12 protein-coding genes are annotated in these 12,894 nt (G+C 37.3%); 1 reads left to right on the forward strand and 11 read right to left on the reverse strand.

The genetic code is table 11. From position 1 onward, the window contains the following. Positions 1-11 precede the first annotated feature (11 nt). The 10 genes from AC0UMU_RS06565 to AC0UMU_RS06610 form a co-directional block, all read right to left on the reverse strand. Entirely contained in the window at positions 12-1,823 is a 1,812-nt protein-coding gene (locus AC0UMU_RS06565) for a BatD family protein (protein WP_195596428.1), read from the reverse strand. A 25-nt stretch (positions 1,824-1,848) separates the two neighbouring features. After that, positions 1,849-2,634, reverse strand: coding sequence for a BatD family protein (locus AC0UMU_RS06570; protein WP_195596427.1), 786 nt, complete (start codon positions 2,632-2,634; stop codon positions 1,849-1,851). 30 nt (positions 2,635-2,664) lie between these two features. After that, on the reverse strand, positions 2,665-3,435 hold the full coding sequence (locus AC0UMU_RS06575) for a tetratricopeptide repeat protein (protein WP_031258029.1): 771 nt from the start codon (positions 3,433-3,435) through the stop codon (positions 2,665-2,667). A 48-nt stretch (positions 3,436-3,483) separates the two neighbouring features. Then, a complete protein-coding gene (locus tag AC0UMU_RS06580; RefSeq protein ID WP_122337814.1) occupies positions 3,484-4,509 on the reverse strand; it encodes a vWA domain-containing protein in 1,026 nt (341 codons plus the stop codon). Between the two features lie 11 nt (positions 4,510-4,520). Next, on the reverse strand, positions 4,521-5,504 hold the full coding sequence (locus AC0UMU_RS06585) for a vWA domain-containing protein (RefSeq protein ID WP_195596425.1): 984 nt from the start codon (positions 5,502-5,504) through the stop codon (positions 4,521-4,523). Then, entirely contained in the window at positions 5,501-6,535 is a 1,035-nt protein-coding gene (locus AC0UMU_RS06590) for an LPXTG cell wall anchor domain-containing protein (protein ID WP_303008536.1), read from the reverse strand. Before AC0UMU_RS06590 ends, AC0UMU_RS06585 begins: the two co-directional genes overlap by 4 nt. A 35-nt stretch (positions 6,536-6,570) precedes the next feature. Then, positions 6,571-7,440, reverse strand: a complete 870-nt coding sequence (locus tag AC0UMU_RS06595) for a DUF58 domain-containing protein (RefSeq protein ID WP_195596421.1) — start codon at positions 7,438-7,440, stop codon at positions 6,571-6,573. 28 nt (positions 7,441-7,468) lie between these two features. Further along, positions 7,469-8,464: an AAA family ATPase gene (locus AC0UMU_RS06600; protein WP_009316784.1), complete on the reverse strand. Its 996-nt coding sequence runs from the start codon at positions 8,462-8,464 to the stop codon at positions 7,469-7,471. 180 nt (positions 8,465-8,644) lie between these two features. Further along, the gene (locus AC0UMU_RS06605; RefSeq protein WP_195596419.1) at positions 8,645-9,877 is read right to left on the reverse strand and encodes an HU family DNA-binding protein; all 1,233 of its coding nucleotides are present in this window, start codon (positions 9,875-9,877) and stop codon (positions 8,645-8,647) included. Continuing rightward, entirely contained in the window at positions 9,867-10,160 is a 294-nt protein-coding gene (locus AC0UMU_RS06610; protein WP_009316782.1) for an HU family DNA-binding protein, read from the reverse strand. The genes AC0UMU_RS06605 and AC0UMU_RS06610 overlap by 11 nt, the downstream gene beginning before the upstream one ends. Positions 10,161-10,343: 183 nt before the next feature. On the opposite strand from AC0UMU_RS06610, the gene ppk1 reads away from it, so the two are divergent. Next, positions 10,344-12,413, forward strand: coding sequence for a polyphosphate kinase 1 (gene ppk1 / locus AC0UMU_RS06615; RefSeq protein ID WP_022390761.1), 2,070 nt, complete (start codon positions 10,344-10,346; stop codon positions 12,411-12,413). On the opposite strand, the gene AC0UMU_RS06620 is transcribed toward ppk1, so the two are convergent. Further along, positions 12,400-12,870 carry a hypothetical protein gene (locus AC0UMU_RS06620; protein ID WP_039927622.1) on the reverse strand — a complete coding sequence of 157 codons (471 nt, stop codon included), beginning with the start codon at positions 12,868-12,870 and terminating at the stop codon, positions 12,400-12,402. The genes ppk1 and AC0UMU_RS06620 overlap by 14 nt on opposite strands. Positions 12,871-12,894: the final 24 nt, after the last annotated feature.

Raw genomic sequence — 12,894 nt, forward strand, 5'->3', positions numbered from 1 at the left:
GATATCTCTATTTATTTTTTTACGGTATTTTCCATTTTTCCTATCGCTTCCACCGTATCCGCATACAGTTTATCCATTGCACTGTCTGATTGGGAAGGTGCATACTGAGCAAATTCGCAGGTATCCAATATTTCCATAAAATGATTTACCAAATCTTCACTTGCTCCATATTTAGCTAATTCGGTAGCCACATTATCCCGAGTCAATTCTGATAACGGTAAACTTAATTTATCGCTCAAATATCCCCATACAGCCTGCAGGACTTCATTGTAAAACGCTTCTTTTTGATGTTCTTTTAAATATTTTCCCGCAGCTTTTAACCTTCGAGTCGCTACTTTATTGGCTTTCTTCGTTTTCATTAAAGTAACATTTGCATTCTCCCGAGCCTGCTTCCGATTGATAATTACAAATATAATAAAAAACAATGCAGGCAAAATATACCACAGCCAATATCCCGTACTTCCCCACATAATAGACGGAGATTTTTGCAAATGCAAATTTCCGGTTTTAATAAAATGAATATCTTGATTCAACATTTGCAAAGTTTCTTTATCCGTAAAATTGGAGATCTGAGATGAAGAACCGCCTGTGCCTTTTTCTACTTTTAAATGATATTCCGGTGTTGTCAAAGTCTTATAGCTATTCGAATGAACGTCGAAATATGAAAAATCGATTCCCGGAATAACAAAATCTCCTGCATTACGAGGGATAGCTGTATATTCTATCGTGCGGACACCTTCTACTCCGGACATCGTATTTTGAGTTTTCACATCAATCTTTGGATCATAAACCTCAAAATCTGCAGGGAATTTGATCTCCGGATTCTTTACATATTTAAGATTTCCCACCCCTTTGATCTGCAATTTTACAGTTACGGCTTCATTGGTTTTCAGATTCTCTCTATTTATAGAAGATGTAACCGTAAATGTTCCTACTGCTCCCATATATGAGGCCGGTTTTCCTGCAGGCAACGGCAATACTTCTACCGTAACCGGTTGTGTACGCACTGTCTTTTTTACTTCCTGCAAACCTCGCATCATACCGAAAGGTCCTCTCATAGGACGAACGACCTGTAATGCCATATCGAATTTACCGGGATTAATCGTTATTTTCCCCGAACGTTGAGGAAATAACAAAGCTCTCTTAATCACAACTGTCGTATAATTAGCTCCGTCATAGTGATCTAACTCAAACTGAGGATTCTGAATCGGCATATCCTGAACTACAAAGCCGTCAAAACTCGGAAAAGTATAATTCTCAAGTCCCATATTGGCAGCTTTGGTATATAATTTTATAGTTGCCAATATAGCTTCTTGCTCATATACCTTTGTTCTTGAAAGTATCAAACGGGCAAATGTCGTTGCGTCTGTTCCTGCAGAACTCTGAGCCGAAGGTGCATATTCCCTGTCATCATCAGAACCACCATCGGAATTTTTATCCGGAGGCAAAATTTTTAAATTGAGAGTATTGGATGTCAATTGTTTTCCGCCTGCCCGAATAGTTGCAGATCCTATCTTATAAGTTCCTTCTTTAATCGCCTTTAACGTATAAGTGTAAGATTCTTCTGTTTGAGTTGTTGTTTTTCCATTTATACTGGTAAACTGCGACCCTTGAGAAACTGCCGGACCAAAAAGAACATTACATCCGGGAAATTCCGGGACTCTTAAATCTTGACCATTTGCATTGATTAACGTAAATGTTATCTGGAATGTCTGCCCTTTAATTACCTGTCCCGGCGCCGAAGCAGAAAATTTCACCCCATCAGCAAAACCGGATGAAATAGTACTGAAAAAAACCGCTATTATGAAAAATAATTTTTTCATTTTTATATATACTATTTTTTATTACTTATATAGACTGATATTTCCGTTGAGCTTCATTAAACCTCTTTTCACGAGTTTTTTCACTCTCCGGCAATATTTTTATTTTTACTTTTTTTGTCTTCAAAACCTTACCATTTACATCTACTGAAGCAGAAGGGAACTTAACTTTTCCGGTCTTCTTTGCCTTCAATATCAATGTATATACCGTTTCGATCGGGGTACGCCCCCAAAACGAAAAACCTCCATTGCGAGAAACCTCTGGTCCGTAAACCAATTCGCAATTTTTTACTATCGGAAGATTAAAATTTTCTCCTTGAGCATTTTTTAAAACAAAAACAGCCTTAAATGTTTTCCCCACTTCTACTTTTTCCGGGACAACAGCTATAAATGATATAACATTATCAGAATATTCTTGTTCCGTGGATTTGTCAAGTAAAATCGTACGTGAGGTAGTCTTCAATAAATTTCCATCAACTCTGACTGTCGCAGAACCTATTTTCACCTTCTTTTTACGATCGGTTTTCAAGATATATGTATAATCTGTATAACTCTGAGACCAGCCTATTCCCCACTCCATTATATATTGTGAAGGACGAGAAACTACAGGTCCTTTTATTACTTGGCATCCGCTAAACTCCGGAGCTCTGAAATCTTGTCCTTCAGCATTTTCAAGACGAAAAATCAGCGTAAATTCCTGACCTGAATAAACTTTTTCCGGAACAATCAATTCAAAACGCACATTATTTCTTCCATAAGTCGCAACACTTATGAGAAAAAATATGAACACAATGAATTTTGCTTTTTTTATCATGCCGAATAAGTTTTAATCTTTACATTATCATTACCATTCCTTGTCCGTCTTCTTTCGTTTCTGCTGTTGCATCATAGCTTTACGGACTTTCTCTTGAGTATTCCGTTCATCTTGCTGCATAGCATCCAATATCTGTTGTGCATTTTCTTTAGACATTTGAGGAGAAGATGATTGTTGTTTATCCTGGTCTTTCTTATCCTGTTTATTGTCTTTAGGATTTTGCTGTTGATTTTTATCTTGGTCCTTATTATCTTTATTTTGGTCTTTTTGGTCTTTATTATCCTTATTCTGATTTTTATTTTGATCCTGATTTTTTTGGTCTTGTTGTTGTTTCTTTAAAAGCAACTGAGCCAAACGCAAATTATAGCGTGCTTCGTCATCTTTCGGATTACGCCGCAATGCATTTTTATACGCATCTATACTCTCAGCATATTTTTTATCCTGCATAAATACATTTCCCATGTTGTACCAAGCTTGAGCACTTTTTATACTATCGGTTTCCAATGTCGCCGCTTTTTTATATTGTTCGAAGGCTGCTTCATATTTTCCTTGACGAAACAATGAATTTCCCAAATTATACATTCCCATCCATGAGTCGGGATTGGCATCCAATGCCTTTCTGTACTCAATTTCCGATTCGGTATATTTCTCATCGGAATATAGTTTATTTCCGCCACGAATGCTGTTTCGTTCAGCTTTTTTATTTACTTCTTTACTTGAGGACATAGGTTCTTTTGCCGAATTCTGAGCAGAAAGTACGGTAAAACAACACAATGAAACTATCATTATTATATATTTCATAACCTTTCCGTTTTAAGTGTCCGGTCTATTTATCGACCAAAAACAATTTTATTTAGTAAAGAAATTAAATTTCTTCATCCACTCGTTTTTCCGATCTAAAATAAAAATATCAACCAGCAACAACAAAAGTACAATCCAGGCAAGTCCTTGAAACTGTTCGTCATATTCCGAATATACTTTACTTTCGATATCTGATTTCTTCATTTTTTTTATCTGGCTGGTCAGAGCCCGCAAAGCGCTGTTCGTATTATCCGCCGTTACATAAATACCCTCTCCGGCTTTAGCAATTTCTTGTCCCATCTGTTCATTCAATTTAGTAATGACAACATTTCCCTCATTGTCTTTTCTGAAATCACTACTTTCATTACTCATCGGAATAGGAGATCCTTGTGGAGAACCTATTCCGATCACATCCACACGAATACCTTTTTTTGCAGCTTCTGCAGCCATTGCAACCGCATCATCTTCATGATTTTCTCCATCTGTAATCACGATAATCGCTTTATCGGCACTTTCATCCGGAGTAAACGAATTCATTGCCAAACTAATCGCCCTTCCTATTGCTGTCCCTTGAGTAGGAACCATATTGGGATCGATACTGGACAAAAACATTTTTGCCGAAACAAAATCTGAAGTTATCGGTAATTGCGTATATGCATCTCCGGCAAACACGATTAATCCGACTTTATCGTTATCCAATTCATCAACCAACTTAGATAGCATCATCTTGGCTTTTTCCAAACGACTCGGATTAATATCACGAGCCAACATCGAATTAGAAACATCCAACGCCACTACGATTTCTACACCTTGTTTTTTCACAGTCTCCACTTTTGCTCCCATTTGAGGTCTGGCAATCAAAAATACCAAAACAATCAATGCCAACTGTTGTAAAAAGAACTTTGTTCCCGGTTTATATTTTGAAACATCCGGCATTAAAGGTTCAAGTGTTTTTACATGACCAAACTTTGCCAAATTTTTCTTTTTTTTGTACACACTATAAAAGTAAAGCACCCATATTAGCGGTACTATAAGAAGAAGATATAAATATTCTGGTTGTGCAAATCGAAACATAATCAAATCATTTAAGGAATGTTTCTTAATAGAGTATTTCTCAAAACAATCTCACAAATCAACAAAATCAGAGCCATCATTGCCCACGGCATAAAATTCTCTTCTCTACGGCTAAATTCCGTTACCGTCAATTTTGTTTTTTCCAACTTGTCGATTTCTGAGAATATATTTTTCAAAACACCTTTATTCGTAGCCCTGAAATATTCTCCTCCCGTAGTAGAGGCAATTTGTTTCAAAGTAACTTCATCTATTTCTACTGGAATATTCTGATATTCGATACCATACGGGGTCTGAACCGGATACGGAGCAGTTCCTTGTGTTCCTACTCCAATCGTATATACTCGAATACCGAACGATTTTGCAATCTGTGCAGCCGTAACCGGAGCAATATCCCCAGCATTGTTAGTACCATCTGTTAACAATATTATCGTCTTCGACTTTGCCGGACCGTCTTTAATACGATTTACAGCTGTTGCGAGTCCGTCTCCGATGGCTGTCATATCGGCAATCATACCGCACTGAACATCTTTCAATAAGTTCAACAAGACGGCATGGTCTGTAGTCATCGGACACATTGTAAAACTTTCTCCTGCAAATATTACCAACCCGATATTATCATGCGTACGCCCGGTTATAAATTGTGCCGCAACATCTTTTGCCGCATCGATACGATTGGGCTTAAAATCTCGTGCCAACATACTTGTCGATATATCTAAAGCGACGACAATATCAACCCCTTCTGTCGTTTGGTTTTCCCACTTATCTGTCGATTGAGGACGGGCCAACGCTACAATCACACATGCAACAACGCCTAAACGCAAAATAAAACGCAAATGTTGCAAATAAGCCTTATAAGTCGTCGGCAATTTATCAAAAGCGAAAGTTGACGAAACCTGCAATGAGGCTTGGGCTTTTTTTTGCTTCATAATATACCAGACTATTGCCGGAAGAAGCAAAAGTAACAACCATAAATATAGAGGATTCGCAAATATCATAATTCATCTTTTTTATCAGAACCGGATATAGAGGTTTTATCTTCATCGACCTGTACTCCGTTTTCTTTTTTCTCTTCGTTTGTAGAGGGCTGTTCTTCAACAACTTTCGTCTCTTCAACAAAAGTTATTGCATCCCGCATTGTTGCTTCATTATCATCCGGAAGTGGTCTCATTTTTGCAAATTTCACAAAATCAGCCATTTCCAAAATTTGTTTTAACTGTGTATCAACAGCTTTAGTCTCTTTATTAGAACGCAAAACAGACAAAATCTGAGATGATGTCATCTCCATTGCATTAATATGAAAACGATCATCAATATATTCACGCAAAATCTCAGTTAACCGAGTATAGTACTCTTTTTCCTGCCCATTCTGCCAAAGTTTATCTTCCTTTAAAACCGCCAAAGCTTTTAATGCACGCTCGTGTGGAGGCAACAGATCCTCCGGAGAAACAGTCTTCTCTTCGGGTCTCTTTTTCTTCCTATAATAAAGATATCCGGCAACGATCAAAGCCAATAAAATAATGATACCTATAATTGTAAGAAGTGTATCCGAAATATAATCGAACAATACAAACGGAGGCTCTTGTACTCCTTTTATATCAATTGCAGCCTGAGTCGTATCAACTTCTACCGGAACGACTTTCAAACTCAATGTCTGAGTAGAAAATGTATCATTGTTTAAAATATACCGAAATGGCGGTATATAATAGAAACCCGAATCAAAAGAGGTTACTAAAATATCTCTATTGATTTGAATGCGATCATTGCCCAACAACACGGTGTCAGGCTTCGAAACATTCAATATTTCTACTCCGGTAACCAATGTATCATTTAAAACCGGCATAGAAATCATTTTATTTTTATCCTGTACGAGTTCCAGATGTATCCGCGTCTGCTCTCCCATCCATATAGATGCCGAATCCATCCGAGCTCGAACGACAGGGTCTCCGGCAAAAACCGGACAAACTATAAAGATAGCCGACACCACTGCGAAAAACTTCATCAATAATTCCTTATAAATATCTTTCATTTCAGAATTTCTATTTTTATCCGTTATAAGGTTTATCATCCCCTATGCTTAAACAGATTCATCAAAGCCAATACGTAATCTTCATCCGTAGCGATAGCAGTTATATCGACTCTGCTCTTGCGAGCAGCATCCAACACACGACTTTGACGTTGAGACCACCATTGCGAGTATGTATCTCTCACCCTCTTGGAAGAAGTATCGATCCACTTTTCCTCACCCCGTTCGGAGTCCTGCATTTTCATCAATCCGACATTCGGAAGTTCGGTCTCTCTCTTATCATACACCTGAACAGCTACGACATCATGCTTACGGTTGGCTATCGATAAAGCATTTTTAAAATTTTCTTCGGTAATAAAATCCGAGATAAAAAATGCCGTACATCTTTTTTTGATAGCATTAGTCAGATATTCTAATACCAAAGACAAATTCGTGCCCGTGTGTTCAGGCTGAAAATCGATTAACTCCCGAATAATATAGAGAATGTGCTTCTTTCCTTTTTTCGGCGGAATAAATTTCTCTATTTGATCCGAAAAAAAGATGACTCCTATTTTGTCGTTATTTTGTATTGCAGAAAATGCCAATGTTGCGGCAATCTCAGTTATCACCTCCTTTTTCGATTCACCTACAGCACCGAAATTACGGCTACCGGAAACATCGATAAGCAACATAACTGTTAACTCCCGCTCTTCTTCAAAAACTTTGATATAAGGTTTGTGATGACGGGCTGTTACATTCCAATCGATATCCCGAACATCATCTCCAAACTGATATTCCCGAACTTCGGAAAAGGCCATACCTCTCCCTTTAAAAGCCGTATGGTACTGCCCCGCAAAGATATTACGGGATAGTCCCCGCGTCTTTATTTCGATCTGGCGGACTTTTTTTAATAATTCTGTCGTCTCCATACGTTATAATTCTCCGGAATATTCTTATTTAGGGAACTTCTACCTTATTCAATATTTCACTGATCACCTCCTCAGACGTAACATTGTTTGCTTCTGCCTCATAACTTAAACCGATACGATGCCGCATCACGTCATGACATACAGCACGAACGTCTTCAGGAATCACATATCCTCGTTGTTTCAAGAATGCATACGAACGAGCTGCTAAAGCCAGATTGATAGATGCACGTGGCGAAGCTCCGAATGAAATCATATCCTTTATATCTCCCAAACCATAGTCTTGAGGAAAACGAGTTGCAAATACGATGTCAACGATATAGCGTTCGATTTTCTCATCTATATATACTTTCCGGACGATATTACGCGTCTCGATAATTTCCTCAGCCTTTAATACAGGTTGAACTTTGGCTCTTTCTCCGGATATATTCTGACGGATAATCAATCTTTCTTCTTCTTTTTTAGGATAACCTATGATTACCTTCAACATGAAACGGTCAACTTGTGCTTCAGGCAGAGGATATGTACCTTCTTGTTCGATCGGGTTTTGAGTAGCCAAGACAAGAAACGGATCATCCAATTTATAAGTTTCCTCTCCGATTGTCACCTGACGTTCCTGCATCGCCTCTAACAAAGCACTCTGTACTTTTGCCGGTGCACGGTTTATTTCATCTGCCAAAACGAAATTTGCAAAAACAGGCCCTTTCTTTACCTGAAACTGCTCTTTTGCCTGACTATATACCATCGTACCGATCACATCGGCCGGAAGTAAATCGGGAGTGAACTGAATACGATTATACTTAGCATCAATTAATGAAGCAAGTGTCTTAATAGCCAATGTCTTTGCCAATCCGGGAACACCTTCTAACAAAATATGTCCGTTAGACAACAATCCGATTAAAAGAGAATCCACAAGATGTTTTTGCCCCACAATGACCTGATCCATGCCCATTGTAATCATATTGACAAAAGAACTTTTGCTGGCAATAAGTTCATTAAGTTCTCGAATATCAACTGTTTGACTCATATTTTTTCTTTTTAAATGAGTTATTTATAGTTATCGGTTTATTTTATTCTATGTAACGTTGCAAAAGTAGCCATGTTGCTTTTACATTTAACAATTTAGATGTTAAAAAAGAAAGAACTATATATTAAAAAAAACTAAGTCGACCGGCTGAATCCAACGGACGACTTAGTCTATTATAGATCATTTTTCATATCTTTTCAATATTTCCGCCGCGAGAGCCTTTGCTTTATCAACAGACTCTTTATTTCCCGAATTTATTCCATATTTATCCGGATCGGGAATAACCAAGACCGTACCAATCGGAACATTATTCGGGTTCTTTATTTTCATTTTATTTTCCTCATAGATATAAACCCAAAAAGTCTTGTGTCCGTAATGTTTTAACGAAATAGTTGTCAAAAAAATGCCGGGCTTTACAACTTCAGTAACCGGGATTTTCGGTTCTTCTACTTCTTTTTGATGTTGTTGCAAATCTACCGAATCAACATTCTGATATTTTTCTTCATCTCGGACATCACTCCTTTGCTTTACAACTTCATCCACCGCATTCGACTTCCGTTTCATTACTGCCGTCGCTTTTATAGAATCTGTTACCATCGTTTCAACAACTGACAAAGAATCTTTGTTCTCATTTACGTCCGTTTTATTCTTTTTTATGGTAAAAGTCACGGGATGCATTGTCAGATTCACTTCTTTATACGAATCCGCTTTATCAAAATATAACCAACCCAAAGCGAGCAATGAAATAAGAAGACAAGCAGACAGAAATCCTGAAATATACCCCATTTTGGTACGGCGTCTAAATTCACCTTTTATATCTATATTTTCAGGCCGGACAGACTTCTGCAAAGGCTGTAATGAAACATCCTTTTCATCTGTATTTTTTTCCTCATTAACAGATTCCGAAACACTTTCAGATTTCGATGAAGAATATTTTTCCTTTTCGTCACGATCTTCATGAGAAGTCAAAGTTACAGTTTTCATTGCAGCTTCATCGCCATCTATCACACCGACCTCATCCTCATCAAAATCCAAAAGATCTTCACTCTCCTCATCTTCCTCCTCTGTCAAAGCGGCATCGGTCATGACATCATCAGGAAGGATTTCCGCTTCAAAACAAGCGAACGGAGCATTAACCGCTTCTTTAAGATTTTTATCCGGAATAAAAGTCAATTTATAATGTCCGGGAATCTCAAAAGGCAATCCCGTTTGGATATTGACACTAGCCCTCTTCTCTACCCAGATAGCTTTAAAAACACCTAACCCATTAATTTTCAAAGGTTCTCCTTTGGAGATAACTTCAGACGCCAACCCAAAGAACTCCTTTAAAAAAAGTTCTGCATCTTTCTTGGTACATCTGGCCTTTTGAGCAAGAAGATCCGCCAAATCGGGCATAGTTATTTTATTGTTCATCTCCAGAAATATCTTTTAATCGATTTTTGATTACCGTTCCCGGTTTAAAACCCAATACTATTTTGGGAGGAATAAGCATTCGTTTGCCGGTTGCCGGATTTACTGATACCCGTTCCATTTTTTTCCGAGGCTCAAAAGTCCCGAATCCTTGTATAGACAATGTATCCATCTGGCCGCAACGATCTTTTAATATTTGCAACATATCCGAAAAAAGATTATCTATTTCTTTTTTATCTTTTCCCAATCTGCTTTGAAGTTCTTCTATAAATTGTTTATGTTCCACGTAACCATTATTTAAACAATTCGGATGCTATATTACACTTTTTTTTCGATTTTTCAAAATAATCATCTTTCATCAAGACAAAACAAAATATCTCGACACTCTGTTTAATTATTTTCAAAAAATCGGATACAAAATAACGAAATAAATCTTATATTTACCTATCTGGTATAAAAGTTTACACGGATGGACGAGAATCGAATTTTTTTTAAAAGAGATATCAGTTGGTTATCTTTTAATTATCGGGTTCTATCAGAATCCCAAAATAAGAAATTACCAATATTCGAAAGAATTAAATTTTTATCTATATTCTCTTCGAACTTAGAGGAATTTTACAAAATACGCATATCGGAATATCGTCAAACCATTGCTCAGGAAAACAACGAACCCGAGCTAAAATCTCGCGCAAAAGCGACTCTATATGAAATCAACAAAGAGGTAAGTCGACAAATGCAAGATTTCTTTTTTATATTTCGAGATGAAATATTACCGGAACTCGCCCGAAATAATATCATTTTATACCAAGGAGAACAACCTATAATAGAAATGCACCGAGCTTTTATCCGAAACTATTTTTATGACGAAATATTCCCTTTTTTACAACCCGTTCTAATTTTAAAAGATGATATTTCGTCTTTTTTGCGGGATAACAGACTTTATTTGGTCATAAAACTTTATAAAAAAAGCAATGCCGAACTATGTTATGCTCTAATAAAAATTCCGTTTTCCAAAGTCCCCAGATTCATTTCTCTTCCGTCTATCGGAGAAACTCATTATTTGATGTTCATAGACGATGCAATCGGATACAATCTAGACATCGTATTTCCGGGATTTATCGTAGATTCTTATTATAGTATTCGAATATCCCGAGATGCAGACTTTTCAATCGATCCGCATCGGAATTATGATCTGGTGAAAGAGATCCAAAAAAGCGTAAAAAAGAGAAAAACGGGAAGAGCAAACCGCATGGTTTACAATCATAGAATGCCGGCAGATATGCTCCAATATTTATGTGAAACATATCATATCCCGGAATCTCAGTGTATTCCGGCCGGACGTTATTTGACGTTGGAAGACCTTATCAAACTTCCTAATCCAGGTTCTCCCAGTCTCTCATCCCGAACATTCTCCCCCATGCGGGTTGCTCTATTCGACCGATCAGGTTCGATGTTCAAGGTCATAAAAAACCAAGATATCTTATTGCACTACCCTTATCAATCGTTCGACTATCTAATCCGTTTCCTTACCGAAGCCGCCTATGATCCTAAAGTCGATGAGATAAAGATCACCCAATATAGGGTTGCTGAGGAATCGGCAGTAGTAAATGCTCTTATCACTGCTGCGAAAAACGGGAAAAGAGTCACGGTCTTCGTAGAGTTGAAAGCCCGATTTGATGAAGAAAACAATATCGCCACTTCTGAACGAATGAAAAAATATGGAATAAAAATAATATATAGTACTCCCGGATTGAAAGTTCATGCAAAAGTAGCATTGATTCTACGCCGTTCGGAAAGAGGTGAAAATATTGAAAAAAGTTTTGCTTATTTGAGTACCGGAAATTTTAATGAAAAAACAGCCAAGATATATTCTGATATGGGCTTGTTTACTTATAATACGACACTGATACAAGATTTGAATTTATTGTTCAACATCCTTGAAGGTAAAACCGCATATCCTCATTTCGAGCAATTAATTGTATCTCCGTTTAACATGCTTTCTTCATTAAAAGAAAAAATAGCCCGCGAGATCGAACTCGCAAGGCAGGGAAAACAGGCATATCTCATTTTGAAAATGAACGGCCTACAAGATGAAGAAATGATCAGATTATTATATGATGCCAGTGAAGCAGGAGTAAAAATAGATTTAATTATTCGAGGCATCTGTTGCCTCGTTCCCAACCAGCCGTATAGCCGGAACATAAAGATTATCCGTATTATCGATGAGTTTTTGGAACACGCCCGCATTTGGTACTTTAACTCCGATGGTAAAGAGGAAGTTTTCCTAAGCTCTGCCGACTGGATGAAAAGGAATCTGAGTCGCCGGATAGAAACTGCGTTTCCCATCACAAATGAACAGATAAAACAAAAAATCATAAAGATATTACGACTTCAATTACAGGATAATACTCAGGCCTGTATTATCGATGAAAATCTACAAAATATTCCTGTAGTCGAAAATTCTGAAAAACCGGTAAGAGCTCAACAAGAAATATACGAACTTCTAAAAAATGAAGCCGAATCTACTACTCATATCTGAATCTAAAAAACGGGAAATAAGAGGATTGTTTTACCGTTTCGGTTTGTAAGGAAGCGATAAGTTCTGTAATATTAATTATCGGCAGTGGATAGTTAGCAAAAAACGAATCTGCACTTTTTAAAACCAGCATTCCCCTCAAAGTGCCGATCGAAACCCCGACCAATATACTCAACAGTTCGGGAGCTACAGAAACACTATAATCCCGAACACATACCACCGCTTCCATTTCTCCTACCTCGAAAGTTGATTTGATTTCATAAGTCAGCAAATCTTCAGAATTCGTATGATACACTACACCGACAATTAGTTCTATGATATTTCGACCAATATCAGGTAATATATTCAATAACAATTTTACAAAAACAGGCTCTTTCAAAGCTTCTCCCAATTTTGTTTTATCTCTATAAGACAATTCCTCTATTTTTACCAAACGTATCTGCATTGCGATTTTATCCATAATTCCGTTATTTTGAAAGTTAGA

The organism is Coprobacter fastidiosus (genome assembly GCF_982245605.1).